Origin of the sequence: Streptomyces sp. NPDC014733 (assembly GCF_043083385.1) — a bacterium.
In the GTDB taxonomy this organism is placed as follows: domain Bacteria; phylum Actinomycetota; class Actinomycetes; order Streptomycetales; family Streptomycetaceae; genus Streptomyces.
Genome location: NZ_JBIBYO010000002.1, coordinates 93,891 through 120,877, shown reverse-complemented (window position 1 = coordinate 120,877; position 26,987 = coordinate 93,891). Strand labels below are relative to the sequence as shown.

Sequence of the window (26,987 nt, the reverse complement as noted above, 5' to 3'; positions counted from 1 at the left end):
GTCAGTGATCAGCGGGAACCGCCGCGGCCGGAACTCCCCCGGGCGGCACCGGGGTGACGTCTTCCTGCGCGCGCCGCATGCGGCGGGACGGCCACCAGGCGGCGTTGCCCAGGAGTGCCAGGGCCGACGGCAGGATCATGATCCGGATGATGAAGGCGTCCAGCAGGACGGCGACTGCGAGGCTGAAGCCGATCTGCTTCATCTCCGCCAGGTGCAGCAGCATGAAGCTGGCGAAGACAGTGACCATCACGACGGCGGCGCTGGTGACCACCTTTGCCGATTTGTCGACCCCTTCGAGAACCGCCTGCCGGGTGGGTACCCCGTTCATCGCCGCCTCCTTGATGCGGCTGACGACGAAGACCTGGTAGTCCATCGACAACCCGAAGAGGATCACGAAGAGGAACAGCGGTACCCGGGAGCCGATCGCGTGGGTGGCGCCCTCCTCGAAGCCGAACACCGTGGAGGCCCAGCCCCACTGGAAGAAGACGACCACCAGACCGAACGACGCACCGACGGACAGCAGGTTGAGCGCCACGCCCATCAGGGCGATGGCCGCCGAGCGGAAGACCAGCAGCGTCATGACGAACGTCAGCAGCAGCAGGAACCCGATGACGACCGGCAGCTTCTCGTTCTGGTGGGCGAGGTAGTCGGCGTCCTGGGCGACGGGGCCGGTGACGGCGTACTCGGCACCCGGCACTCTCCCGAGAGTGGCCGGGAGATAGGTCTCGCGCAGTTCCTTCAGCGAGCCGGACGCCTGCGGGGAGTTGAGCTTGAAGGGCACGGAGAGCGTCATCATGCTGATCCGGCCGTCGGGCGTCGAGGTCACCTCGGGCGGCGTCTCGGAGAACTTCGGGTCGGCCGCGGCGCGGTGGGCGAGGTCGTTCAGCGCCGTGCGCACCCGGCCGACCTCGTCGGCGTCGCTCTTGACGACGACCTCGTGGGAGGCGAGCAGGTCGGGAAAGGCCGCGTTGAGACGGTCGTAGACCTTCATCTCGGGGATGGAGCGGGAGTGGGTGGCGGCGTTCAGCACCCGCAGGTGCATCCCGAGCGTGGGGGCGGTGAGGCCGAGCATGACGAGCAGCGACACCACCAGGGTGGCCGCCGGATGGTTCCTGGCGGGCCGCAGCAGCGCGCTCCACACCCGGCCGGTCCGCTCGGGTCCGCGCCGGGAGCGCTTACCGCGCGCCGCCCTGCGGTCCAGGCCGCGGCCGATGAGGACGAGGAGCGCGGGCAGCACCGTCATCGAGCTGAGGACGGCGACGAGGACGACGACGATGGTGCCGACGGCGAGTGACGAAAAGATGACGTCGGTGGCGAGAAAGAGCGTGGCGGTGGTCAGGGCCACGGCGACGCCGGAGACCGCGATGGCCCGGCCCGAGGTCGCGGCGGCGATCCCCACCAGGGCCTCGGGGCTGAGCCGACCGTCGGCACGCTCCCGTTCCTCGCGTTCCCGCTTGAGGTAGAAGAGCGTGTAGTCGACGCCGACCGCCATGCCGATCAGCAGGATGAGGCTGTTGCCGACGCCCGCGTCGGGCAGCAGGTGCGAGATCACCTGGCTCAGGCCCATGGCGGCGGCGATCGAGGAGACCGCCAGCAGCAGCGGTACGCCGACCATGATCAGTGAGCCGAAGGCGACGAGCAGCGTGATCAGGGTGATCGGGAAGGTGATCTTCTCCGAGGTCGCCAGGTCGTCGGCGCGTGAGGTGTCCAGCCCTCTGCTGACCGAGGCGTCACCGGTCTCCTCGACGCGCAGGTCCGGGTGGCTGCGCCGGACCTCGGCGGTCTGCTTCAAGAGGGGGGCGAGGTGGTGCTGGGCCTCCATCCGGGGACCCTTGACGGTCACCTCGACCATCAGCATCCGCCGGTTCTCCGAGCGCACCGGGTCGGCGACGCGCAGGACCTCGGGTAGCGGCTTCATCCGGGCGGCGACGTCCTGTGCGGCGTCGTGGGCCGCCGCGCCGACCGGCCCGCCGGACCGGTTGGTGATCATGATGCGCTCGACCGCCTTGTGCTGGAGGTCGCCCTCCACGGCGATGGCTTCGGCGCGCCCCGCCTCCCCCACCCAGTAGTCCCGGTCAGCCGCCTGGCGCGCCCCCACCGCGCCGCCGAGTGCGAGGCACAGGACGACGAAGACGCACCAGCCGATGACGGCGCGCGCCGGATGCGCACCGCTCCAGCTCGCCACTCTCACGGTCAGTGGCTGTTTTTTCACCGAACCCAGCTCCTTCACGGCGCTTCCCCCCAGTTCGACGGAGAGCACATATCCTTATCCGTCAGGTGTCAGCGAGAAGTTACACATGAAGCCATGGGTGGTCAATCCGGAATGCGGGACGGCATCCGGGCACGGGTGGAGCAGGGAGGAGGAGCCGTGCGCCCGAGGCGACGGCCCCACGGAGGCCGCGGACCGGCAACTCCGACGAGAAGGTCAGGCCGGGAAGGTCAGGCGGGGTCGACCGGCAGGACGTCCGGGGAGAGGGCGTCCGCGTGGGCGGCGGCGCTGGTCACCCGGCGCAGATGGTGGCGCCGGCACAGCACCTCGTAGCCGATGTCGCCCGCGTGCTGGTTCACATCGCCGACAACGACCTGCTCGCCCTCGACGACCATCTCGCCGTCCACCGTGCGGGCGTTGTGGGTGGCGCGCGCGCCGCACCAGCACATCGCCTCGACCTGGAGCGCCTCGATCCGGTCGGCCAACTCGATCAGCCGCTGCGAGCCGGGGAAGAGCCGGGTGCGGAAGTCGGTGGTGATACCGAACGCGAAGACGTCCAGCCCCAGGTCGTCGACGACGCGGGCGAGTTGGTCGATCTGTTCGGGGTGGAGGAACTGCGCCTCGTCCACGATCACGTAGTCGACCTTGCCGCCCTTCGACATCTCGCCGACGAGATGGGCGTAGAGGTCCATGTCCGGGGCTGCCTCGACGGCGTCAGTCACCAGGCCGAGCCGTGAGGAGAGCTTGCCCGCGCCCGCCCGGTCGTCACGGGTGAAGATCACGCCCTGCAGGCCGCGCGCCGAGCGGTTGTGGCCCATCTGGAGCGCCAGGGTGCTCTTCCCGCAATCCATGGTGCCGGAGAAAAAGACCAGTTCGGACATCGGGAGAGGAGGACCTTTCGGACGGGCGGGGTGCGGTGGGCGGCATGCCGGAACGAAGCTCCACGCCGGTCCGCCCGGCGCCCCGGAGGGACACCGGCCCGGTCACGCCGGAGGACGGGCCCTGCGCAATCGCGACGGCAGGACAGGGACGAGCGGCGCGGTGGAACGGCGCGGGGGGGACGGGGCTTCGCAGGTCAGGTACGGACTTCCAGCAGCGGGACGAGCTGCTCCACGGGGGTCATCGACCCGTGCATGCCGACCATCTTCGACTCACCGGGCTCACGCTCGCTCGCGATGATCACCATGTCGGCGTGGGCGGCGGCGACGACATCGCCGATCCGGCCGCGTACCCGGTCGTCGATGTGCGGCCCGAACCAGCCCGCCGCGATGGCCTCGTCACGGCTCGCCACCCACATCTGCTCGCCGACGACCTCCCGCCACACGGCGAGAACGTCGTCCGCGGCGCCCGGGTGGGCGTAGACATGGCGGGCACGGCCCTCGCCGCCCAGCAGGCGGACGCCGGCGCGCAGTTCCCAGTCCTCGTCGAAGTCGATACGCGACTCCGGGTCGAAGGGGATGTCGATCATGCCGTGGTCAGCGGTGATGTACAGGGCGCTGCGCGGCGGGAGTTGTTCGGCGAGGCGCTGTGCGAGCCGGTCGACGTACATCAGCTGGCCGCGCCAGGCGTCGGAGTCGACGCCGTAGCGGTGGCCGTTGCCGTCGACCTCGGCGTAGTACGTGTAGACCAGCGAGCGGTCGGCCGCGGCGAGTTGGGCGGCGGCGAGATCCATCCGCTCCTCGCCGCTGAGGCGGCCGTGGAAGGTGCCGCCGCTCAGCGCGATCTTGGTCAGCGGGGTCTGCGCGAAGTGGGGGGCGGAGACCTGGCAGGTGTGCACACCCGCGGCGTCGGCCAGCTGGAACACCGTCGGGTACGGCTGCCAGGCGTACGGGTCGGTCCACGGCTGCCAGCGCAGCTGGTTCATCAGCGCGCCGGAGAACGGGTCCTCGCAGGTGTAGCCGGGCAGACCGTGGGCGCCCGGCGGCAGGCCGGTGCCGACGGAGGCGAGTGAGGTGGCGGTGGTGGAGGGGAAACCGGCGGTGAGCGGGCGGCCGGTGCCGTTGCCGGAGGTCGCCAGGAGGGACGTCAGGAACGGCGCCTCGTCCGGGTGGGCGCGCAGCAGCTCCCAGCCGAGACCGTCGACGAGGAAGACGCAGGCCCGGTCGGCGGGCGCCAGCTCCATCGACGTCTGCGGGCCGGAAACGCCCTGACCTGCGACGACGGCGGGCAGCAGATCGGCGAGCGAACCGGTGCCGTAACGGGGCAGCGGGGCGGTCAGCGGGTCGAGCGGCTCGGGCTCCGGCCAGGCGGGGGCGGTGTACCCCATCAGCGGGCGCTCGTGGTGGCCGCGGTGGCCTCGGAGAGCGCCTGCGCGAAGGTCAGCGTCTCGCGGACGGAGTCGGGGCCGTCACCGGCCTCGCTGACCCGCAGCGAGAGATCGTCGGCGGTGGAGGAACCGGTGTAGCCGTGGTCCGCCTCGCAGTTGGGGTCGCCGCAGGTCGCGGGCTCCAGGTCGAGGCGGGCGACGGCGCCCCAGCCGATGGTGAGCACGACCTCGCGGGGCAGCTGGCCCGGGGTGTACGACTCCGGGTTGGCCACCACGCGGCTGAGCACCACCGAGGAGATCCGCCCCAGCTTCACCGACTCGGTGGAGGTCGTGGCGTACGGGGACGGGGAGGTGGCGTCGGCGGCCTGCTCGTCGGTGTGGCTGACGATGAAGCGGGTGTCGGTGAGGACGAGGACGGTCACATGGCGGCGGACCTCGTTGGCGTCGAAGGTCGTCTCCTGGTGCACCAGGTACGCCGCGACCGGCTCACCGCCGACGGCGGCCTGCACCGCCTCGGCCACGAGGGCCGGGTAGTAGCCGCTGCGCTCGATCGCCGCGCGCAGCCCCTGGGTCGTCGTACCGGTCTTAGCCATGTCCTCCATCTTACGGGCCCCAAGGGGGCGGCAGTCCGCCCGGGACGAGCCGGTCCGCCGGCGTACGGGGCGGGTCCGGCGCGGGCGGTCAGTAGACGGGCAGGCGGCGGGGGCCGAGGTCGGTGGTGGCGGGCGGACGGGCGAGGCGGACGGACGCCCCGAGGACGGACAGGCCGTGCGGGGCGACGACGACCGGCTCCAGATCGACACCCACCACCTCGGGGTGGTCGTCGACCAGCCGGGAGACCCGCAACAGCACATCGGCCAGCGCGGCGGTGTCGACCGGCTGGGAGCCGCGCCAGCCGAAGAGGAGCGGGGCGGCGCGGATCGAGCGGATCTGGGCGTCGACGTCGCGGTCGGTCGCGGGGATGAGGCGGTGCGCGATGTCGCCCAGCAGCTGCGAGGGGGCGCCCGCCAGCCCGAACGAGAGGACGGCACCGGCCGCGGGGTCGATGGCGGCGCGGACCACGGTGTCGACGCCGCGCGGCACCATCTTCTGCACCACGGGCGCCAGCTCCTCCGGGGTGCCGAGGGCCGCGGTCAGCTCACCGTAGACGCGGCGCAGATCCTCCTCGTCGGCGATGTCCAGGCGGATGCCGCCCAGGTCGCTGCGGTGGCGCAGGTGGGGAGCGGTCGTCTTGAGGGCGACGGGGTAGCCGAGCCGGGCGGCGGCGTGGACGGCGGCGTCCGGACCGGGAGCGGGCAGCGACGGCTCGGTGGGGATGCCGTAGCGGGCGAGCAGGGCGGCGGCGTCCTCGGAGGGCAGCGGGACGGAACGGCCGGCGGGCGGGTCGAGGTGGTCGAGCAGCCGCGCGATGTCGGCACCGGCCGCGGCCTCCTGTATGTCGTCGTACGCGGGTACCCGGCCCGGCTCGGCGGCCTCCCGGCGCCAGGCGGCGTACCGTACGGCCTCGGCGAGGGCCCGGACCGCGCGCTCGGCGGCGGGGTAGGCCGGGAGCGGGACGCGGGCGGACGGGTACGTGGCGGCAGGGGCGGAATCCGCCGCCGTGGCGGGCGCCGGGGCCGCGGGGGCGTCGCCCGGGGCCGCGGCCTCGTCCGTCCCCGGAACGGCCGGCGCGGCCAGGGCCATGGCCAGCGCGTCCATGGCCAGGTGGGCGACGGCGACCGGTTTGGCGGGGCCCGCGGCGGCGGCCGAGCGCAGCGCCGTGGCCAGCTCCTCGGCCTCCCCCTGGGTGGTCGCCTCGCCCTCGGCCACCCAGGGGATCGCGGTGACGACGACCGCGTCACAGCCCTCGCGCGCCAGCTCCTCGGCGAGGGCGGTGTGGAAGTCGTGCGGGGTCGCGGCGGAGGGCAGCACCCGGGGGCGCCGCGGGCGCAGGCCCTCGGTCAGGCAGGCGTCGTAGGCGAGGAGGGAGAGCGCCTCGGAGTTGCCGAGGACGGCGACGCGGGCGCCGGTGGGGAGCGGCTGGGAGGCGAGCAGCAGCCCGGCGTCGAGGAGTTCGGTGACGGTGTCGACGCGGATGACCCCGGCCTGCCGCATCAGGGCGGCGACGGTGCTGTCCGGGATGCGGACGGTGGGGACGGTGTGGCCCAGGGGCGCGGTGCCGTGGTGGCGGGCGCCCTTGGCGACGACGACCGGCTTGACGGCGGCGGTGCGGCGGGCGAGGCGGGTGAACTTGCGGGGGTTGCCGATGGATTCGAGGTAGAGGATCGCGACGTCGGTGTCCGGATCGTCGTACCAGTACTGGAGCAGGTCGTTGCCGGAGGCGTCGGCACGGTTGCCGGCGGAGACGAAGGTGGAGATCCCGGCGGGCGAGCCGTCCCCGGGGCCGCGTTCGTGCAACCCGCTGAGCAGGGCGATGCCGATCGCGCCGGACTGGGTGAAGAGCCCGATGCGGCCGGTGGCGGGCATCACCGGGGCGAAGGAGGCGTTCAGCCGGACGCCGGGGGCGGCGTTGATCAGGCCGAAGGCGTTCGGACCGATCAGCCGCATGCCGTACGAGCGGGTGCGGCGCAGCAGGGCACGCTGGCGTTCACGCCCCTCGGTGCCGGCCTCGGCGTATCCGGAGGAGAGCACCAGGACGCCCTGGACACCGTGTTCCCCGCAGTCGTCGATCACCTCGGGGACGTGGTCGGCGGGGACGGCGATGACCGCGAGGTCGACCGGGCCGTCGACCTCCCGCAGGGAGCAGACTGCGGGCACGCCCTCGGGGTCGAGGCGGTCCATCCCCTCGGGGAAGGCGTGGTTGACGGCGTGGACGCGGCCGGTGAAGCCGGAGTCGAGGAGATGGCGCAGCGCGGTGCGGCCGACGCCGCCGGGGGCGCGACCGGTGCCGATGACGGCGACCGAGCCGGGGGCGAGGAGGCGCTGCATGGAGCGGGCCTCGGCGCGCTGCTCGCGGCCGCGCATCACGGCCATGGACTGCTCGGTCGGTTCGAGATCGAATTCCAGCCGGACGACGCCGTCCTCGAAGGTGCGCTGCTGGGTGTACCCGGCGTCCGTGAACACCTTGATCATCTTGGTGTTGGCGGGCAGCACCTCGGCGGCGAACCGGCGGATGCCGCGCTCGCGGGCGACGGCGGCGATGTGCTCCAGCAGCGCGGAGGCGACGCCGCGGCCCTGGTGGGCGTCCTGCACCAGGAAGGCGACCTCCGCCTGATCGTCCCCCGGGTCCTTGGCCGGCAGGCCACGGTGGTCGATCCGGTCGTAGCGGACGGTGGCGATGAACTCGCCGCCCACGGTGGCGGCGAGGCCGACCCGGTCGACGTAGTCGTGGTGGGTGAAGCGGTGCACGTCGCGGTCGGAGAGACGGGGGTAGGGAGCGAAGAAGCGGTAGTACTTCGACTCGTCCGAGACCTGTTCGTAGAAGGAGACCAGGCGCTCGGCGTCGTCCGGGGTGATCGGGCGGATCCGGGCGGTGCCGCCGTCGCGCAGCACCACATCGGCTTCCCAGTGACTCGGGTACGCGTGATCCGGCGGCTGCTGCATGCGGACAGCGTACGACCGGGCACCGACAACCGGCCCGGTGCGCGCGCGGCCGGGCGCGAGGCGGGCCGCGGGTGGGCGAACGGTGGTGGCCGGGCAGCGTCAACCGGGCCGGACGTGGTGCGGAACACCGGAGGTGGGACTTCCGGGGCACCGGGGACCTCATGAGAGACTGGTCTAGACAACTGTGACGACTTGAAGGGCAACACCATGGCTGAGCGCCGCGTCAATGTCGGTTGGGCCGAGGGGCTGCACGCCCGTCCCGCCTCGATCTTCGTCCGTGCGGCCACCGCCGCCGGCGTTCCCGTGACGATCGCCAAGGCCGACGGCAACCCCGTCAACGCGGCCTCGATGCTCGCGGTGCTGGGCCTGGGCGCCCAGGGCGGCGAAGAGATCGTGCTCGCCTCGGACGCCGAGGGCGCCGAGGCCGCGCTGGAGCGTCTGGCGAAGCTGGTCGCCGAGGGGCTCGACGAGCTGCCGGAGACCGTCTGAACCGGGACGCCCCCGCCTCCCCGCAGCCGGGGAAAGGCCCCGCCGCCACGACCGGAACCGGTCACCGCGGCGGGGCCTTTCGCCTTCCCGGCGACGGAACGCCGCGCACCGCGCACCACGGCGGCCCGCTCCCCCGCCCGTAATTCCCCGCCCCTTCGGCACCGCACGCCCGAACAGTGGAATGCGCCGCCCCACAGGTGCGGCAATTCCCGGATGGCGTGTTTTATCGGAACCCGATTCCACAATTTTCCGTACGAGGCCGAAAGGATCCCGCCATGCGTCGGGCATCCCGTATACCGCGCCCCTAGGAAGAACGCACGCGCCCCCTGCCGACGGGGCGTGCCACGGGGCGCGCCGCGGCCTGCCGGTGCCGCGGGCGGTAGGCCGGCAGCGACCGCGCCACGTGCGAGGCCATCGTGGCCCGTGCCGCCTCCGCGTCGCCACGGGCCACCGCGTCCAGCACCGCGCCGTGGTCGTCCCAGGTCTCCGCGTACCGCGCCGGACGCTCGACGACATACATCCACTCGATCTTCCGCCGCACCTGGGTCAGCAGCGCGGTCAGCCCCGGATTGCCCGCCGCCAGCGCCAGCGTCTCGTGGAACCAGCCGTCCAGCCGGGGCAGGTCACCCGGGCATTCACGGCGGGCGCGCTCCCTGCCGAGCCGCACCACGCCCCGCAGGACCTTCAGCTGCGCGTCGGTGCGGCGGGCCGCCGCGCGGGCGGCGCCCATCGGCTCCAGGAGGGCCCGCAGGTCCAGGAGATCGGCGGCCTCCTGGGCGGTGGGCGCGGCGACGCAGGCGCCCGCGTGGCGACGCGCGGTGACGAACCCTTCCGACTGGAGGGTCCGTAACGCCTCACGGACCGGCACCCGGGAGACGCCGTACCGGGTGGCCAGAATGTCCTCGACGAGGCGGCTGCCGGGAATCAGCGCACCGGAAACGATGTCGTCGCGAATCGCCGTGGAGATACGCTGCACGGAAATCTCGCCTTGCGTCATCGCGGGCACCTCCACCGTCCTCCCCGGAAAACGCCGGTGCACGGCGCCTTTTCCGCGACTCTATTCGACGGTGACGGCCCCTTTACCGCCTTCACACATTCATGGAAATCTTTTGGGGAGTGCGTTCCCCGGCCGCGGGAAATCCGGCCATCCGCCGGACGGCACCGGACACGGCGGAGCCCCGGACACCCTGTGAGGGCGGTCCGGGGCTCCGGGGGGTGCGGGGTCAGACGTTGACGCCGTGCGCCCGCAGGTAGGCGATCGGGTCGATGTCCGAGCCGTAGTCCGGGCCGGTGCGGGCCTCGAAGTGCAGGTGCGGGCCGGTGACGTTGCCGGTCGCGCCGGACAGCGCGATCTGCTGACCGGGCATCACCTGCTGGCCGACCGAGACACCGATCTGCGACAGGTGGCCGTACTGGGTGTACGTGCCGTCGTTCATCTTGATGACGACGTTGTTGCCGTAGGCACCGCCCCAGCCGGCCTCGACGACGGTGCCCGCACCGACGGCGTGCACGGTGGTGCCGGTGGCGGCATGGAAGTCGATACCGGTGTGGGTGCCGGAGGACCACAGTCCGCTGGACGCCTTGTAGGCGGTGGAGACGTACGAGCCGGCGATCGGGGCGACGAAGGCGTTGAGGCGCTTGCGCTCCTCCTCGCGGGCGGCGCGGACCTCGTCCTCGTGCCGCTTGTCGGCCGCAGCCTTGGCGGCCTGGGCCTGCTTCACCGCGTCGGCCTCGGCCTTCGCCTTGGCCTCGGCCGTCTCGGCGACGGCCTGCTGCGCATCGGCCTGGGCCTGGACGCGCTCGGCGAGTTCGTCACCGAGGACGACGGCCCGCTGCAGCCCCGTGTCGTGCGCGGCGCCGGAGGTGGCGGCCATCGCAGGGGAGGAGACGGAGGCGACGACGCCGGTGGCGGCGAGACCGGCGATGCCGGCGATGTTGCGGGTCGTCCGGGCGCTGCGGCTCGGACGGCGGTGCTTCCCGGTGGCACGGGTGAACGCCATGTGCTGGCTGGTCCTTTCCTTCCTTCTCGCCTACCGGGTTAGCTGACGGGTTCGGAGCAGGAAGGTCTCCTACGGGTTCCTCCGGAGAGGCACCCGATTCACCCCAGGGGACATGTGGGTCCCCGGCTCCCCTGGCTCGCGCCGTACGGGGACTCGGCGATGGCTGTCCGGTGCCGCGGTTGCGGCGTGCTGCTGACGGACAGCGCGCATGACGCTAATCGCGGCAACTTTCAATCGGCAAACAGAAACGCCATATTGTGCGTTACGCCACACCGGATCCACGGAACCGGAATCCGACGTTCCTCAGCACAAAGGGGATCCCGAGGGCGTTTCTTCCCCCTCGGGATCCCCTTTCGTCCGGCTCTGCCGGGCTGTCGGAACGGCCCGGCCGGGGCCGCCGCCCCACGGTTCGTCAGCCGCTGACGACCGTCACCTCACCGATGCCCAGTGCCCGGACCGGCTCGGCGATCTGCGCCGCGTCACCGACCAGCACCGTCACCAGCCGGTCGGCCGGGAACGCGCTGACCACGGCGGCGGTCGCCTCGACCGTGCCGGTCTCGGCCAGCCGCGCGTACAGCTGCGCCTGGTAGTCGTCCGGAAGATGCTGCTCCACCTGGTCGGCGAGGGTGCCCGCGACCGCTGCCGCCGTCTCGTACTTCAGCGGCGCGACGCCGACGAGGTTCTGCACCGCGACGTCCCGCTCGGCGTCGGTCAGCCCCTCCGCCGCGAGGGTGCGCAGCACCTTCCACAGGTCGTCGAGGGCCGGGCCGGTGGACTCGGTGTCGACCGAGCCGCTGATCGCCAGCATCGAGGCGCCGGTGGGCCCGCCGGGCGCGTCCGGCGCCGACGACCGCAGCACCTGGCCGAAGGCCCGCACCCCGTAGGTGTAGCCCTTCTCCTCACGCAGCACCCGGTCCAGACGCGACGTCAGGGTGCCGCCCAGGCAGTACGTGCCGAGGACCTGCGCGGGCCACTGGCGGTCGTGGCGGTCGGCGCCGATCCGCCCGATGAGCAGCTGCGTCTGCACCGCGCCGGGGCGGTCGACGATCACGACACGGCCGGTGTCGTCCGCGGTGATCGGTGAGACGGCGACCGGCTCGGCGGGCGACCCCTGCCAGGCACCCAGCGTGTCGGCGAGCGCCGCGTCCACGTCGATGCCGGTGAAGTCACCGACGATCACGACGGTGGCCGCCGCGGGCCGCACATGCGCGGCGTAGAACGCCCGGACGGCCGCCGCGTCGATGCGACCGACGGTCTCCTCGGTGCCCTGCCGGGGCCGCGACATCCGCGACGACGCGGGGAACAGCTCCTTGGACAGCGCCATCGCGGCGCGGCGCCCCGGGTTGGCCAGCTCGTGCGGGATCTCGTCGAGGCGGTTGCGCACCAGGCGCTCCACCTCGCTCTCGGGGAAGGCGGGGGCGCGCAGCGCGTCGGCGAGCAACCCCAGCGCGCGCGACAGCCGGGAGGCCGGGACCTCCAGGGAGACGCGGACACCGGGGTGGTCGGCGTGCGCGTCCAACGTGGCGCCGCAGCGCTCCAGCTCGGCGGCGAACTCCTCGGCGTCGTGCCGGTCGGTGCCCTCCGACAACGCCCGCGCCATGATCGTGGCGACGCCGTCCAGGCCCTCCGGCTCGGTCTCCAGCGGCGCGACGATGTCGACCTCGACGGCGACGACCTGCTGGCCGGGGCGGTGGCTGCGCAGCACCGTCAGGCCGTTGGGCAGCGCGCCGCGCTCGGGCGCCGGGAAGGCCCACGGCCTGGGTGCCCCGCCCCGGGGCTGCGGGTGGAAGGTCATCTCGCTCATGGCCAGGTCCTCGCGGGTGGTGGCGTCGCTCACCGGTCCGCCTCCTCGTCGTTGTCGGCGGTGTCGTCGGCGGCGGTCGGCTCGTACACGAGCACCGCGCGGTTGTCGGGGCGCAGCCGGGCCTGCGCGACGGCCTGCACCTCCTCGGGCGTGATGTCCAGAACACGCCCCACGGCGGTCAGCGCCAGCTGCGGGTCACCGAACAGGACGGCGTAGCGGCACAGTTCGTCGGCGCGGCCGCTGACCGTCGCGAGGCGGTCCAGCCACTCGCGCTCCAGCTGGGCCTGCGCCCGCTCCATCTCCTCCGGGGTCGGCCCCTCGGCGGCGAACCGGGCCAGCTCCTCGTCGACGGCGCTCTCGATGGCCGCGACCTCCACGCCACCGGACGTCTTGACGTCCAGCCAGCCAAGGGACGGCGCGCCGGCCAGCCGCAGCAGACCGAACCCGGCGGCGACGGCGGAGCGGTCGCGGCGCACCAGACGGTTGTAGAGGCGCGAGGACTCGCCGCCGCCCAGGACGGTCAGCGCGAGATCGGCGGCGTCGGCCTCCCGGGTGCCGTCGTGCGGCAGACGGTAGGCCGCCATCAGGGCGCGCGAGGGCACCTCCTCCTCGACGACCTCCCGCAGCTCGCCGCCGACGGTCTCCGGCAGCTCACCGCTGCGCGGCGGCTGCTTGCCGTCGTGCGACGGGATCGAACCGAAGTACTTCTCGATCCAGGCGAGCGTCTGCTCGGGGTCGATGTCGCCGACCACCGACAGGACGGCGTTGTTCGGCGCGTAATAGGTACGGAAGAACGCCCGCGCGTCCTCCAGGGACGCCGCATCCAGATCGGCCATCGACCCGATGGGCGTGTGGTGGTACGGGTGGCCCTCCGGGTACGCCATGGCCGTCAGCTTCTCGAAGGCCGTGCCGTAGGGGACGTTGTCGTACCGCTGGCGGCGTTCGTTCTTGACGACGTCGCGCTGGTTCTCCAGCGACTCCTCGTCGAGCGCGGTCAGGAGGGAGCCCATGCGGTCCGCCTCCAGCCAGAGCGCCAGCTCCAGCTCATGGGCGGGCATGGTCTCGAAATAGTTGGTGCGCTCGAAGCTCGTGGTGCCGTTCAGCGACCCGCCGGCGCCCTGCACCAGCTCGAAGTGACCGTTCCCCTTGACCTGCGCGGACCCCTGGAACATCAGGTGCTCGAAGAGGTGAGCCAGACCCGTACGGCCCTTGACCTCGTGACGGGATCCGACGTCGTACCAGAGGCAGACCGCTGCCACCGGTGTCAGAGGGTCTACCGAGAGCACCACGCGCAGGCCGTTGGCCAGCCGGTGCTCGGTCGCTGTCAGGCCGCCGGAGCCGGCTTTTTCTGTGGCCGTGTGACCCATGGGCATGTACGTCCCTTCGATCCGCTTGCGAAGAAGTCCTGTCACTGTATGCAACCGCGCCGACATCTGGCGAAGTTCCCGCCCGACCGCCCCCGTACGAGCGTCGGGAGGCGCGCCACGGGCCCCTGGAGGGGAGTCGCGTCCGGCGTTGTCGGTGGGGCGGTCCACAATGGTCCGCGTCGGAGTCAGCAGACTCACCGGTCGATCCCCCGCCGGTCGGACCGGCAGCTGTTCACCAACGGCTGGTCGACCCACACATCGGCAGTAGACGCAGCAGAAGGAGCCGCAGCCGCGATGGCCCGCCGCAGCACGAAGACCCCGCCGCCGGACGACTTCGAGGAGAGGATCCTCGACATCGACGTCGTCGACGAGATGCAGGGTTCCTTCCTCGAGTACGCGTATTCGGTCATCTACTCCCGCGCCCTGCCGGACGCCCGGGACGGCATGAAGCCCGTGCAGCGCCGCATCCTCTACCAGATGAACGAGATGGGCCTGCGCCCCGACCGCGGCTACGTCAAGTGCGCCCGCGTCGTCGGCGAGGTCATGGGCAAGCTCCACCCGCACGGCGACGCCTCCATCTACGACGCCCTGGTGCGCATGGCGCAGCCGTTCTCGATGCGGCTGCCCCTGGTGGACGGCCACGGCAACTTCGGCTCGCTCGGCAACGACGACCCGCCCGCCGCGATGCGGTACACCGAGTGCCGGATGGCGTCCCCGTCGTCCCTGATGACGGAGTCGATCGACGAGGACACCGTCGACTTCGCGCCGAACTACGACGGCCAGGAGCAGGAGCCGGTCACCCTCCCCGCCGCGTACCCGAACCTCCTGGTCAACGGCGCGTCCGGGATCGCCGTCGGTATGGCGACGAACATGCCGCCGCACAACCTCGGCGAGGTCATCGCCGCCGCGCGCCACCTCATCAAGCACCCCGACGCCGACCTCGAAACGCTGATGCGGTTCGTGCCGGGTCCCGATCTGCCCACCGGTGGCCGGATCGTGGGGCTGGGCGGTGTGCGCGACGCGTACGAGAAGGGCCGCGGCACCTTCAAGATCCGCGCCACGGTGGCGATCGAGAACGTCACCGCGCGCCGCAAGGGCCTGGTCGTCACCGAACTGCCCTTCAGCGTCGGTCCCGAGAAGGTCATCTCGAAGATCAAGGACCTGGTCGGCTCGAAGAAGCTGCAGGGCATCGCCGACGTCAAGGACCTCACCGACCGCGAACACGGTCTGCGCCTGGTCATCGAGATCAAGAACGGCTTCAACCCGGAAGCCGTCCTGGAGCAGCTCTACAAGCTGACGCCGATGGAGGAGTCCTTCGGCATCAACAACGTCGCCCTCGTCGACGGCCAGCCACTCACCCTGGGCCTCAAGGAGCTGCTGGAGGTCTACGTCGACCACCGCTTCGAGGTCGTACGGCGGCGCAGCGAGTTCCGCCGCGGCAAGCGCCGCGACCGGCTCCACCTGGTGGAGGGCCTGCTCACCGCCCTTGTCGACATCGACGAGGTCATCCGCCTGATCCGCTCCAGCGAGAACAGCGCCCAGGCCAAGGAGCGGCTGATCGAGCGCTTCTCCCTGAGCGACATCCAGACGCAGTACATCCTGGACACGCCGCTGCGCCGGCTCACCAAGTTCGACCGCATCGAGCTGGAGTCGGAACGCGACACGCTGCGCAACGAGATCGAGAAGCTGACCCGCATCCTGGATTCGGACGCCGAGCTGCGCAAGCTGGTCTCCGGCGAACTCGCCGCCGTCGCCAAGAAGTACGGCACCGAGCGCCGCACCGTGCTGCTGGAGTCCGCCGGCACCTCGGTCGCCGCGGTGCCGCTGGAGGTCTCCGACGACCCGTGCCGGGTGTTGCTGTCGTCGACGGGTCTGCTGGCCCGGACCGCCGGCGGGGACACCCCGTTCGACGCCGACGCCAAACGGGTCAAGCACGACGTGATCGTCTCCGCCGTGCCCGCAACCACCCGGGGCGAGGTCGGTGCCGTGACCTCGACGGGACGGCTGCTGCGACTGCCGGTGATCGACCTGCCGCAGCTCCCCGAGACGGCGGCCGCCCCCAGCCTCGCCGGCGGCGCGCAGCTGTCGGAGTTCCTGACGCTGCAGGACGACGAGACACTGATCTGCCTGACCACGCTCGACGAGTCCTCGCCGGGCCTCGCACTCGGTACGGAACAGGGCATCGTCAAACGCGTGGTGCCCGACTACCCGGCCAACAAGGACGAGTTGGAGGTCATCACCCTCAAGGAGGGCGACCGCATCGTCGGCGCCGCCGAACTGCGCACCGGCGAGGAGGACCTGGTCTTCATCACCGACGAGGCGCAACTGCTGCGGTATCCGGCCTCGCAGGTCCGGCCGCAGGGCCGACCGGCGGGCGGCATGGCCGGCGTCAAGCTCGGCGCAGGCTCCAAGGTGCTCTCCTTCGCCGCCGTCGACCCGGCGGCCGACGCGGTGGTCTTCACCGTCGCCGGTTCTCACGGCATGCTCGACGGCTCGGTGGCGACGGCCAAGCTCACGCCGTTCGACCAGTACCCGCGCAAGGGCCGCGCCACCGGCGGTGTCCGCTGCCAGCGCTTCCTGAAGGGCGAGGACTGTCTCACCCTCGCCTGGGCGGGCCCGGCCCCCGCCCGCGCCGCCGACGCCAAGGGCGCCCCGGTTCCCCTCCCGGAACCGGACCCGCGACGCGACGGCTCCGGCGTACCACTGACAAAGAAGGTGACGTCCTTGGCAGGGCCCGCGTAGGGGCACCGGCACGACCGACGGCCCGGCTGCTGACCGCGACATCAGGTCGGCAGCGACGCCGAGTCGACAGCCACGTCGAAGGGGCGCTCCCGCACCGTGTGGGGCGGGGGCGCCCCTTGTGCTGTACGGGGGGGTGTCTGTGCGGAGGAGGGCGGACGAGTCGTCGCCGCTGTTGTCCTGGGACTGTTGGTTCTTCGAGGGGGTTCCTCAGGTGGTTCTTCGGGGCTGTCGTTATGCCTCTTGCCCGTCCTGGTCATCGCGGTCGGCCACGTAGCGCAGGACGCCCCACATGGCGCGCTCCAACAGGTCGTCGTCGGAGGAGGGCGTGGGGTGGGGTGGTGTCGCGTCCTGGGGTGACGTTGCGTTCTGGGGTGGTTGGGTGTGCGCGGGTGAGGCGTTGGGGAGCGGCGCGGTGACAGTCACTGCTTCCGTCATCCTGCATGCACTCAACTCACCCCGCAGTGACTCCGCGTCGATACCGCTACCGATGAGAACAAGCTGCGTGCAGCGCTCCTCACCACGCTCCCAGAGCGTCGGGTAGAAGCGGAGAAAGTCACCGACTGCATGCACTCCGAACTTCTGCCTGCTCCCTGGGACGTCGAAGTGCACGAACCCCTTGATGCGGTACAGACCCGCCGGACGGCTGTCGAGGAAGTCCATCAGCCGACGCGGGTGCATGGCGACAGGCGAGGTGAACTCCACGCTCTGGTAGCCACTGTGCAGGTGCTGTCCGTGGCAGTCGCCCGAACATGCTTCACCGGCGACGTGACCATGCCCCTCATGGGGCTGCGACTGTCGCCGGCCCTCGGGCGAGGCGTCATACGCGCGCGCACTGCCATCACCTTCAACCACCAGGTCATGCGGAGGTTGAGGAAGGTGACCGTCACGAGGCGCCGCGCCCGGCTGACAGTCACCCTGCGAACTCATACACATCACCACTTCCTCGCCGCGACGCGCAGCGCGGAAGTCGGCGGTCTCGCGGAGCAAATCCTCGAACGACAGCTGCTTTACCGCGTGGTCACCGTCGCCCCCCGGCCCGCGGTCGAAGAACATCTCCGGATCGATACGTCCGTATGCCGCGCAAATCACGGGCCGCCCGGGCGCCAGCTCTCCCAAGGTGGTGGTGAGCCGTCGCCGCTGTTCGCCACCGATGCGGTCAGCCTTGTTGAGTACGACGAGATCGGCAATGCCCACATGCCGGTCGAGTTCGGGATGGCGGCTACGTGTTGCATCGAACTCGGCGGCATCGACGACCTCGACCAAGCCGCCATAGACAACCCGGGTGTTCTCGCTGGCGAGGATCATGCGGATGAGTTCCTGGGGCTCGGCCAGGCCGCTGGCCTCAATGACGATGACGTCGATGCGGGCTGCGGGCCGTGCGAGACGTTCCAGGTACTCATCCAACTCACTGGTATCGACCGCGCAGCACAAGCATCCGTTGCCGAGCGAAACCATCGAGTCCACCTGACCGGCGACTGTCATCGCGTCGAGCTCGATGCTCCCGAAATCGTTGACGATGGCGCCGATGCGCGTGCCGTCCCCTGCTGCCAGAAGGTGGTTGAGCAACGTGGTCTTGCCCGACCCCAGAAAGCCGGCGAGGACGACAACCGGGATCTGCTGCGTGGCCAAGGGGGCGCCTCCATGGTTCGGAGGCCGGACCGCGACGCGGTGACGGACCGAGCGGACCGGCGGAAATCAGGCTGCCGATCGTAACGGACCCCTGCACTGCGCTCAGGCGACGCCTCTGGGCCGCCGAAGCGAAGCCGTCACATCCGTCGCGATCAGCTGAGCCGTCGGCCGCCGGGCTCTTCCCTCATGGCCAGCAGTAACGCAATCAGGGGCGACGTGCCTAGCCCTCAGCAGAATCCAAGCCCGCTGGCCACAAGATAGGCCGCAGCACCCATGGCAGTGGCTGCTTGCGGCCTGGAGCTGCGGTGCTCCCCGCCCTGAGGAACACCGCCACGATCACTGTCGGTGGGAGAAGCGGCCCCCGCGCCTAAGAATGCTGCCGAGCCCCAGTTCGCTCTGGGCGCCGCGCAGCCCAGCGGCCGCCCGTGCCCTCCCGGCCCTATCGCCGCCCTGTCCGCCGGGACCGCCCAGTGCCCTTTCGCCCCGGTCCGCCGGCAGGCCGCGCCGCTCCGCGTGGCCCCGTCGTGGCGACAGACTTCCTGCGGCGCCTCCGGGCATCGCCCGTCACCCTGGGGGAACGGTGGCCGTTCAGGTGCCCGTCGCCCGACCCGCCGCCTTCGTTTCCTTCTCCCACATCCACTGCCCGTTCCCCTGCCAGCACGTTGTCCGGGTCGCCCTCCCCCTCAGGCAGGTTAGGCTTGCCTTCGTGAGCACCTGCACTCTTGCGTCCCGCGAAGGCGCCGAGCCTCTCGCCGGAACCGCAGCCACCGCCCGAACCTGGCTGCTCATCGAGCAGCCAGGCCCGTGGGGAGCCGAGGCGCTGACGAACAGCCACCTCGACCCGGACCTCGGACGAGCCCTGGCCGCTGCCACCGATGGGACCGGCGTCCGCGTTGCGCTGATCCGCCGCCCCGGCCCGTACAGCAGGAGAGGCGCCATGCTCAGGCGCCGGGCGTTCCTCGCCCATACCGCACCGGGCCACTCCTGGATCCGCGCTACCACGCTCGCTGATCCGAAGAGCCTGCTGCGACTGGACTTCACCGCCGTGGGCGCCGGTCATCACGATGGGCTCTGGGATGCCTACACCGGTCCCCCTCTCGTCCTGGTCTGCACGAACGGCAAACGGGACCGGTGCTGCGCCGTTCTGGGGCGCCCTCTCGCCGCTGACCTCGCGAACAGCGGCACCGAGGCCTGGGAGGTCACCCACATCGGCGGCCACCGCTTCGCCCCGACCCTTGTCGTGCTGCCCTACGGGTACGCCTACGGTCGCGCCTCGGCCGACCTGGTCAGAGGCGCCGTCGCGGCTGCCGACAACAGCCAGCTCCTGCTCGACCACTGCCGAGGACGCTCCACCTGGGACCGCCCCGCCCAGGCCGCCGACCTCGCCGTCCGGGACATGCTCGGCGAGCACCATGCGGACGCACTCGACGTCGTACGGACCGACACGGTGCGGACCGAAGCGGTGCGGACGGACCAGCCGAACTCCCGGCGAGCCAGCGCTGCGGAGCCCCTCCCTGCGTGGTCCATTACCGTCGCCCATTCCGACGGCCGTATGTGGCAGGTGCTGGTCGAACAGCGGACCGATGGTGCTCCTGCGCCCGCGAGCTGTGGCTCGTTGCTCGGCCCACCTGCGCGTATGGCCGTTACGGCCATCACTCGGCTCAGCAACGATTCGCCCGTGCGCCCGGAGAGCAGTCATCTCATCACGGCGTCCTGACCCACCTGCGGCAGCAGGACACCGGACCTGCCGATCAGCAGTTCCCCCTGCCTCGCGGGCCGGAACAACCTTCTGTTGACTTCCTTTTGCAGAAGACCCCGTCCGGAACGTCAGGGCCACCGCTACGGCGAGGCCGATTCCGAGCATGGGCCACACCAGGTACACCCCGCGCCCACCCCACGGCGTGGGCGGCGTCCCCCGCGTTGCACAGCCTTGTGGTACTGCATTCACCCTTTATCTCCCCCCGCTCGCTGCGTCGCGCGCAAATGACATCAGATGCTCACGGCCTTCTCCGTCCAGGCCAAGCTGCTCCGACTGTCGCCCGCCCTCTCTTCGCGAGGTTAGAACCGCGCAAACCACGGCCGAAAGCCCTGTGGATAACTCTGCTGGCGCAGCCCTGGCAACTCAGTACGCCCCTCCGTTACCACGCGAGCACCAGCAGTACGGAGGCCCCCGTCCACACTGCGAGGGATTACCGAAGCGGCAGCAGCCGCCCTTAATGTTCATCGAAGCGCAATGGCTGCTGGACCTGCCGTCCAAGGGCCAACCGGACGCCCACCGACGCTGGCCGGGCAGTGGTCACACTGCGGGACCGCACGGAGCTGGAGCGGCTGGGACGCGAACTGGGCGGCGCCCGCGGGCTAATCGGCGCGCTCCGCACCCAAGACAACGAACACGAAACCCAACTCCACACGCTCCTCGGCCTACTGGAGCTAGAACTTCACGAGGAGGCCAGCTCCTTCATCACACATTCGGTCGGTGCCCATCGAGCAACGGCCAAGCAAGTCACGGAGCGCATCCACGATCCGCTTGCGGCTTCTCTCCTTGTCGGTAAAACGACTGTGGCGACAGAACGTGGTGCCCCGCTCGCCCTCTCCTCCGGCACCCACCTCCCCGACCGCCTCATCGCCCCCCCACAGCTTGGTCACCATTCCCGGCAACCTGGTGGACAACGCCCTGGATGCCACAGCTGCGGTTCCCGACGCGCAACTGGAGGTGCAGCTCCACGCGGACGGGCGGACAGCGGTCACCCGCGTCAGCGACAACGGCTGACGTCCCCACGGCTCATCGCGACTCGGACTTCACCGAGGGATGGACAACGAAGGAGCCACCGCCCCACGGACAGCGGGGCATCGGCTTGGCACTGGTGCGGAGGCTGGCCGAACGCGACGGCGGCACGGCGATGGTCGATGGACGCCCCGGAGACGGTGCTGTCTTCAGCCTACGGAGCCGGAGCATACCGACAGACGTCATCATGGTGACCGCGGTGCGTGACATCGCAAGGGTTCAAGCCGCAATGCGTCACGGCGCTCTGCAGTATCTCGTCAAGCCATTAACGTTTGCCGGTCTGCGCTCCAAGTTGGAGGGATACGCCGCCTTGCGTCGTACCTTCGAGGACGGCTGCCAAGCCGAACAGTCGGAGGTGGACCGGATCTTCGGAGCGCTGGGATCAGCCGGTTCGATGCAGCAGGGCTCCCCAAAGGCCATTCCGCCGCCACCGCCGACCACGTGCGCTCGTTCTCCGTACCGCCGATGCCCCCTTGTCCGCTCAGGACGTTGCGGTACGAGCCGGGCTCAGCCGACAGACGGCGCAGCGCTATCTGAAGCTTCTGGAGCGGGCGGGACGCGTCCGGCTCACTCTCCGATACGGCGAGACCAGCCGCCCCGAGCATCGCTACGCATGGGTATGAGCGCGTAGGCCATGCCGCACCGGCGCCGATCAGTACCTGTTGGCTGGTTCCATCAAGGAAAGGTAGGCGGGGGGCGTCCGGTTCCGCCTTCCGGTCCCTTCACTCCATCAGGTGGCGTTCTCGCCGGGTGGCTGCGCCAGGCCGTGCCGATACGCGTATCGGATCGCCTGCGCCCGGTCGCGCAGCCCCGCCTTGCCGAAGAGATTGTTGATATGTGTCTTTACCGTCGCGGTGGAGACATGCAGCCTGCGCGCGATCTCCGGGTTGGATAGCCCTTCGGCGACGAGCTGCAACACCTCGACCTCGCGGGCGGTCAGCCCGTCCGGCGGTTCCACAGGCCCCTTGCGCGACGGCGGCGGGGGCGCGGCGACGCGTTCCAGCAACCGCCGCTGGATCCTGGGGGACAGCCCGGCTTCCCCGGAGAGGACTCCGTCGATGGCGCGGACGATCTCGTCGCCGTCCGCGTCCTTGGTCAGATAGCCGCGGGCACCGGCCTGGAGGGCGGGGAAGAGTGAATCGTCGTCGGCGTAGGTGGTGAGGACCACCACCTGGGTGCCCGGGTGGTCGGTCCGGATGCGCCGGGTGGCCTCGACACCGTCGCAGCGTGGCATGCGCAGGTCCATCAGGACGACGTCGGGGGCGAGTTCACCGACGAGACGGACGGCTTCCTCACCGTCCGGCGCGGAGCCGACAACCTCGATACCGGGCAGGAGGCCCAACAGCATCACGATGCCTTCGCGCACCACGGTCTGGTCGTCGGCGACGACCACCCGCCTCACGGGTCCGCCCGTCATGCCGGCACCTGCAACCGCACCACGAAACTCTGCCCTTCAGGTCCTGACTCCAGCGTGCCGCCGAGGAGTTCGGCGCGCTCGCGCATGCCCACCAGACCGTATCCGGAGCCGCTGGATGCGAGCGCTCCGGGCTCGGTGCGCCCCAGCGTGTTGCGTACTTCCAGGCCGACCGTCTCCTCCGTATAGGTGAGGCGGACGTCGGTGCGGGCGCCGGGGGCGTGTTTGCGGACGTTGGTCAGCGCCTCCTGCGCCACGCGGCGTACCGCCAGTGCGGCTTCGGGGAGGAGCCCGCGCCGTTCCCCCGTGACCTTCAGGCGCACGCCTTCGGCCGCCGTCAGCTCCCGCAGATACTCCTCGACGGGGCGCATCTCGCCGCGGAGCGCCGACAGCGCCTCGCGGGTGCCGTCGAGGCCCTCGCGCGCCATGCCGCGGCAGGCCGTCACCCGTTCGAGAAGCTGTGCGCGATCGGCTTCGAGGTCGGTGCTGCGTTGGATGAGCAGCCGGGCCGCCTCCAGGTGGACGAGTTGAGCGCTCAAGCTGTGGGCGAGAACGTCGTGGATCTCGCGGGCGATGCGGCCCCGTTCGGCCAGCGCGGCGGTCTCCGCCTCGGCGGTGCGGGCGGCGCGCTCCTGGGCGAGCAGCCGTTGCACGGTGCCGCGCGCCTCCGCGTCGAGGCGCATCACGTAGCCGGCGAGGGCCAGTCCCCCTGCGGTTGTCGCGGTCGTCAGCCAGTTGTCGTCCTTCACAAGGGCGAAAGCGCCGAGTGCGGCGGCCGAGCAGGGCAGGGCGGCGACGAGCGGCAGCCGCTCCAGGGCGACGACGGCGCAGCCGCACCAGAGCACGACGGCGGGAAGCGACGCACCGACCGCATGGAAGGCGAACGCGCCACCCTCCATGGCCAGAAACAGTCCGATGGACGGCCACAGTCGCTGCTGCAGCGTGATCCGGAAGAAGCCGTGGAAGGCCACTCCGGTGAGGAGTACCGCGGCGGCTCCGGCCACGCTCCACCAGCCGTGGAACGGTGACCGGGTGAGCGTGGCCCACAGCAGCAGCCCCAGGAGGAGGACGCGGACGGCTCTGCCGATCCACCGCCGGGTCTCGTTCACCCCCTCGTGGGCGAGCGCCTCCCGCAGGGGCCAGCGTGTCCAGACGTTCTGCGGCACTCGGTGTCCTTCCCTGCGCGGCGGCGTTTCTCAGCCACCCACGGGGACACGGTACGCGGGCTGTACGGACCGGGCCCTCCAGAAGGTGACTCCGCCGCGTGACAGCAGCATCGCGGCGACCGAGAGCATCATGGCGCCCGTCCCCTGGTGGACGCCCCAGAAGTGCCCCGCGGCGCCGAGCCCGAGGCGTATCGCCATGCCGCACAGCCAGACCGCCGCGGTCCGCAGACCGCCCTTCGTCCAGACGGTGCCGTCGGCGTCGGTCCACATCACGGTGGTCCAGGCCCATCCGACGCCGCTCACGAGCCCGAGCAGGGTCCCGGCGGCAAGCAGTACGACCGAGGCGGTCGGGTGGGTGACGTCCAGAAGGCGCGGTTCGCGCAGCGCCATCCCGCCCAGAATCGCGGGAACCAACCAGGTGCTGCGGCCATGTGACGGCAGTGGCTGCGCGCTGAACTGGCGGATGAACACGTACGCGACCACCGCGATGATCACAACGGTGTTGAGCAGGCCGCTCATGGCCCCTGGCCTCCTGCGACGACGGGAATGCTGACGTCCCCGACGCTACGGAGCGTGCACTGCCGGCGGATCGGCCCGCGGGTGGGGGCCGGGTGGAAAGCCGAGGGGGTGTTCCTCCACCCCTGGGTGGAGGAACACCCCCTCGGAGCGGACGACGGGCTCAGGTGTCGATGCGCGAACGGTCCAGCGTGGAGGCAGAGTTGGTGATGAACTCCTTGCGCGGGGCGACCTCGTTGCCCATCAGGAGGTCGAAGGCGCGCTCCGCCGCTTCGAGATCGCTGATGTTGATCCGGCGCAGGGTGCGGTGGCGCGGGTCCATGGTGGTCTCGGCGAGCTGGTCGGCGTCCATCTCACCGAGGCCCTTGTAGCGCTGGATGCTGTCCTTATAGCGGACCTTCTTCCGCTCCAGCTCGAGCAGCGTCTGGCGCAGCTCGTTGTCGGAGTAGGTGTAGAGGTACTTCTCCTGCCCCTTCTTGGGGTTGATCAGTTCGATGCGATGCAGGGGCGGTACGGCGGAGAAGACCCGGCCCTGCTCGACCATGGGCCGCATGTAGCGCTGGAAGAGCGTCAGCAGCAGGCACCGGATGTGCGCGCCGTCGACATCGGCGTCGGCGAGGAAGATGACCTTGCCGTACCGGGCGGTGTCGATGTCGAAGGTGCGGCCGGACCCTGCTCCTATGACCTGGATGATGGCCCCGCACTCGGCGTTCTTGAGCATGTCCGAGACGGACGACTTCTGTACGTTGAGGATCTTGCCCCGGATCGGCAGCAGCGCCTGGAACTCGGAGTTCCGGGCAAGCTTGGCGGTACCGAGCGCCGAGTCGCCCTCGACGATGAAGAGTTCGCTGCGCTCGACGTCGTCGCTGCGGCAGTCGGCGAGCTTGGCCGGCAGCGAGGAGGACTCCAGAGCCGTCTTCCGGCGCTGCGCCTCCTTGTGCTGACGTGCGGCGATACGGGTGCGGGCCGCGGCGACGACCTTCTCCAGGACGGCGCGGGCCTGCTGCTTCGCGTCGCGCTTGGTGGACGTCAGGAACGCCTTGAGCTCCCGGCCGACCACCTGGGCGACGATGCGGGAGGCGGCGGAGGTACCGAGCACCTCCTTGGTCTGGCCCTCGAACTGGGGCTCCGCGAGCCGCACGGTGACGACGGCGGTGAGCCCCTCCATGGCGTCGTCCTTGACGACGTCGTCCTCGGCGACGCGGAGGAGCTTGCTCGACCGCAGTACCTCGTTGACGGTCTTGGCGACCGACCGCTCGAACCCGGAGACGTGGGTGCCGCCCTTGGGCGTCGCGATGATGTTGACGAAGGACCTGACTGTCGAGTCGTATCCGGTGCCCCAGCGGAGGGCGATGTCGACGCCCAGCTCACGGGTGACCTCGGTGGGGGTCATGTGGCCGCGGTCGTCCAGGACGGGAACGGTCTCCTTGAAGGTGCCCTGTCCGCTCAGCCGCAGGACGTCGCAGACCGCCTTGTCCTGGGCGAGGTACTCACAGAACTCGCTGATACCGCCGTCGTAGTGGAAGGTCTCTTCCGTGGCGGCGGCGCCGTCGATGCCCCGTTCGTCGCGGACGACGAGGGTGAGTCCGGGGACCAGGAAGGCGGTCTGCCGGGCTCGGGCGTAGAGCGTCTCCAGGGAGAGCCGGGCGTCCTTGAGGAAGATCTGGCGGTCGGCCCAGTAGCGGACCCGGGTGCCGGTCTTCGTCTTGGCGACGCGCTTGCCCTTGACCAGGCCGTTGCCCGGGTCGAAGGGGGCGTCCGGGCCGGAGGCGGTGAAGGTCCCGGGGACGCCGCGGCGGAAGCTGATCGAGTGCGTCTTGCTGTTGCGGTCGACCTCGACGTCGAGGCGGGCGGAGAGGGCGTTGACGACGGAGGCGCCGACGCCGTGCAGACCGCCGGAGGCGGCGTAGGAGCCGCCACCGAACTTTCCGCCGGCGTGCAGCTTGGTCATGACGACCTCGACGCCGCTGAGACCGGTTTTGGGCTCGACATCGACGGGGATGCCGCGGCCGTTGTCCCGGACCTCGACGGAACCGTCGGCGTGGAGGAGCACCTCGATGCGGTCGCAGTAGCCGCCGAGCGCCTCGTCGACGGAGTTGTCGATGATCTCCCACAGGCAGTGCATCAGGCCGCGGCTGTCCGTGGAGCCGATGTACATACCGGGGCGTTTGCGGACGGCCTCAAGCCCTTCCAGGACGAGCAGGTGCCGCGCGGTGTAGTTGGAACCGTCCCGGTCAGCCCCGGTCAGCACTGCGGTGGACGGCACGGACATCTCGGCGGTCACGCGGTTCGCTCCTCGCTGAATTTCTGGCAGTCCGCATTCCGCGGACTCGGTTGTGGCGGTAACGCCGGTCAAGAGCGTACCGAGGCCAGGTAGAGCCGATGTGACGCCACCCGTCAGCACGCTCATGGTAGTAGAATTTCGATCGCCAGTTCGATCCCTCGAAGGGGTGAGGCGGACGTGACGCGAACATCACGTTCCCTTCGAGGCATGAACCATTTAGGCTCCGGGCACGTCCTCATCAACGACCGGCAAGCCAGCCGGGAGGACACACCCAGCAACCGTGAATCGAACCACCAAGCAATACGGCTCATTCGCCGCCACCCGGCAGCACCCGGCCAACCTCTCGAAGATTTTTTTCGAGGAAAAGGCTCGAGCGGGAACGTTTTCGGCCTGGTTGGATGTTGACCCTGGTACGACAGCTCGTCGAGCTAGAGAAGAGGCGACGTGACTACTGTTCTGACACCCGCGAGCCCGCTGACGGCCGCTGACCGCTGCGACCGCTGCGGCGCCCAGGCATACCTGCGCGTCGTCCTGATGTCCGGCGGAGAACTGCTCTTCTGCGCCCACCACGGTCGCAAGTTCGAGCCAGAACTCAAGAAGATCGCCGCGGAAATACAGGACGAGACGGAGCGGCTCACCGCCCCTCCGGCGTCTGCGCCCGATGAGGAACGCTGACACATCGCATCCACGACGACGAGCGAGTAGCGGCCCAGGCCGTGCGGCGGGCGGTCTCCCCGGGTACCACCGGGGAGACCGCCCGCACTCGTGTTTTC

18 protein-coding genes, 2 pseudogenes and 1 riboswitch are annotated in these 26,987 nt (G+C 70.7%); of the genes and pseudogenes, 6 read left to right on the top strand and 14 right to left on the bottom strand.

The window, feature by feature from the left end:
* Nucleotide 1 precedes the first annotated feature (1 nt).
* The 5 genes from ACF1BH_RS05435 to ACF1BH_RS05415 form a co-directional block, all read right to left on the bottom strand.
* On the bottom strand, nt 2–2,212 hold the full coding sequence (locus ACF1BH_RS05435) for an MMPL family transporter (RefSeq protein ID WP_391641092.1): 2,211 nt from the start codon (nt 2,210–2,212) through the stop codon (nt 2–4).
* 227 nt (nt 2,213–2,439) lie between these two features.
* Nucleotides 2,440–3,090 carry a thymidine kinase gene (locus tag ACF1BH_RS05430; RefSeq protein ID WP_391641091.1) on the bottom strand — a complete coding sequence of 217 codons (651 nt, stop codon included), beginning with the start codon at nt 3,088–3,090 and terminating at the stop codon, nt 2,440–2,442.
* Nucleotides 3,091–3,284: 194 nt separating this feature from the next.
* Nucleotides 3,285–4,475 carry an alkaline phosphatase family protein gene (locus ACF1BH_RS05425; RefSeq protein WP_391641090.1) on the bottom strand — a complete coding sequence of 397 codons (1,191 nt, stop codon included), beginning with the start codon at nt 4,473–4,475 and terminating at the stop codon, nt 3,285–3,287.
* Nucleotides 4,475–5,068, bottom strand: coding sequence for a DUF5998 family protein (locus ACF1BH_RS05420; protein ID WP_030285252.1), 594 nt, complete (start codon nt 5,066–5,068; stop codon nt 4,475–4,477). The genes ACF1BH_RS05425 and ACF1BH_RS05420 overlap by 1 nt, the downstream gene beginning before the upstream one ends.
* An 88-nt stretch (nt 5,069–5,156) precedes the next feature.
* On the bottom strand, nt 5,157–8,018 hold the full coding sequence (locus tag ACF1BH_RS05415) for a GNAT family N-acetyltransferase (protein ID WP_391641089.1): 2,862 nt from the start codon (nt 8,016–8,018) through the stop codon (nt 5,157–5,159).
* Nucleotides 8,019–8,225: 207 nt separating this feature from the next.
* Between ACF1BH_RS05415 and ACF1BH_RS05410 the strand changes: the two genes are divergently transcribed.
* The gene (locus ACF1BH_RS05410) at nt 8,226–8,507 is read left to right on the top strand and encodes an HPr family phosphocarrier protein (protein WP_030285249.1); all 282 of its coding nucleotides are present in this window, start codon (nt 8,226–8,228) and stop codon (nt 8,505–8,507) included.
* 304 nt (nt 8,508–8,811) lie between these two features.
* On the opposite strand, the gene ACF1BH_RS05405 is transcribed toward ACF1BH_RS05410, so the two are convergent.
* The 4 genes from ACF1BH_RS05405 to ACF1BH_RS05390 form a co-directional block, all read right to left on the bottom strand.
* Nucleotides 8,812–9,504 (bottom strand): GntR family transcriptional regulator, encoded by a 693-nt coding sequence (locus tag ACF1BH_RS05405; RefSeq protein WP_391641088.1) that lies wholly within the window; start codon nt 9,502–9,504, stop codon nt 8,812–8,814.
* 226 nt (nt 9,505–9,730) lie between these two features.
* The gene (locus ACF1BH_RS05400; RefSeq protein ID WP_391641087.1) at nt 9,731–10,507 is read right to left on the bottom strand and encodes a M23 family metallopeptidase; all 777 of its coding nucleotides are present in this window, start codon (nt 10,505–10,507) and stop codon (nt 9,731–9,733) included.
* A 12-nt stretch (nt 10,508–10,519) separates the two neighbouring features.
* Nucleotides 10,520–10,676: riboswitch (cyclic di-AMP (ydaO/yuaA leader) on the bottom strand.
* 243 nt (nt 10,677–10,919) lie between these two features.
* A complete protein-coding gene (locus tag ACF1BH_RS05395; protein WP_391641601.1) occupies nt 10,920–12,302 on the bottom strand; it encodes a M16 family metallopeptidase in 1,383 nt (460 codons plus the stop codon).
* 38 nt (nt 12,303–12,340) lie between these two features.
* The gene (locus tag ACF1BH_RS05390) at nt 12,341–13,678 is read right to left on the bottom strand and encodes a M16 family metallopeptidase (protein ID WP_391641600.1); all 1,338 of its coding nucleotides are present in this window, start codon (nt 13,676–13,678) and stop codon (nt 12,341–12,343) included.
* Between the two features lie 294 nt (nt 13,679–13,972).
* On the opposite strand from ACF1BH_RS05390, the gene ACF1BH_RS05385 reads away from it, so the two are divergent.
* On the top strand, nt 13,973–16,420 hold the full coding sequence (locus ACF1BH_RS05385; protein WP_391641086.1) for a DNA topoisomerase (ATP-hydrolyzing) subunit A: 2,448 nt from the start codon (nt 13,973–13,975) through the stop codon (nt 16,418–16,420).
* 231 nt (nt 16,421–16,651) lie between these two features.
* Here the strand turns inward: ACF1BH_RS05385 and ACF1BH_RS05380 are convergent, their stop codons facing one another.
* Nucleotides 16,652–18,049 carry a CobW family GTP-binding protein gene (locus ACF1BH_RS05380; RefSeq protein ID WP_391641085.1) on the bottom strand — a complete coding sequence of 466 codons (1,398 nt, stop codon included), beginning with the start codon at nt 18,047–18,049 and terminating at the stop codon, nt 16,652–16,654.
* Between the two features lie 706 nt (nt 18,050–18,755).
* Here ACF1BH_RS05380 and ACF1BH_RS05375 point away from each other — a divergent pair.
* From ACF1BH_RS05375 to ACF1BH_RS05365, 3 genes and pseudogenes are all read left to right on the top strand, one after another.
* Complete coding sequence (locus ACF1BH_RS05375) at nt 18,756–19,766, top strand: sucrase ferredoxin (RefSeq protein ID WP_391641084.1); 1,011 nt, start codon at nt 18,756–18,758, stop codon at nt 19,764–19,766.
* Nucleotides 19,767–20,308: 542 nt separating this feature from the next.
* Nucleotides 20,309–20,991: pseudogene (locus ACF1BH_RS05370) on the top strand (sensor histidine kinase); the annotation flags it as partial.
* Nucleotides 20,980–21,457 (top strand): annotated as a pseudogene (locus ACF1BH_RS05365) (helix-turn-helix domain-containing protein); the annotation flags it as partial. The pseudogenes ACF1BH_RS05370 and ACF1BH_RS05365, both read left to right, overlap by 12 nt.
* Nucleotides 21,458–21,564: 107 nt before the next feature.
* Here ACF1BH_RS05365 and ACF1BH_RS05360 read toward each other — a convergent pair.
* From ACF1BH_RS05360 to ACF1BH_RS05345, 4 genes are all read right to left on the bottom strand, one after another.
* Nucleotides 21,565–22,251: a response regulator gene (locus tag ACF1BH_RS05360; protein WP_391641083.1), complete on the bottom strand. Its 687-nt coding sequence runs from the start codon at nt 22,249–22,251 to the stop codon at nt 21,565–21,567.
* Nucleotides 22,248–23,414 carry a sensor histidine kinase gene (locus ACF1BH_RS05355; protein ID WP_391641082.1) on the bottom strand — a complete coding sequence of 389 codons (1,167 nt, stop codon included), beginning with the start codon at nt 23,412–23,414 and terminating at the stop codon, nt 22,248–22,250. Before ACF1BH_RS05355 ends, ACF1BH_RS05360 begins: the two co-directional genes overlap by 4 nt.
* Nucleotides 23,415–23,444: 30 nt before the next feature.
* The gene (locus ACF1BH_RS05350) at nt 23,445–23,933 is read right to left on the bottom strand and encodes a DUF1453 domain-containing protein (RefSeq protein ID WP_391641081.1); all 489 of its coding nucleotides are present in this window, start codon (nt 23,931–23,933) and stop codon (nt 23,445–23,447) included.
* A 160-nt stretch (nt 23,934–24,093) separates the two neighbouring features.
* Nucleotides 24,094–26,214 carry a type IIA DNA topoisomerase subunit B gene (locus tag ACF1BH_RS05345; protein WP_391641080.1) on the bottom strand — a complete coding sequence of 707 codons (2,121 nt, stop codon included), beginning with the start codon at nt 26,212–26,214 and terminating at the stop codon, nt 24,094–24,096.
* A gap of 444 nt (nt 26,215–26,658) precedes the next feature.
* On the opposite strand from ACF1BH_RS05345, the gene ACF1BH_RS05340 reads away from it, so the two are divergent.
* Entirely contained in the window at nt 26,659–26,889 is a 231-nt protein-coding gene (locus tag ACF1BH_RS05340) for a hypothetical protein (RefSeq protein ID WP_391641079.1), read from the top strand.
* The last annotated feature ends 98 nt before the right edge of the window (nt 26,890–26,987 follow it).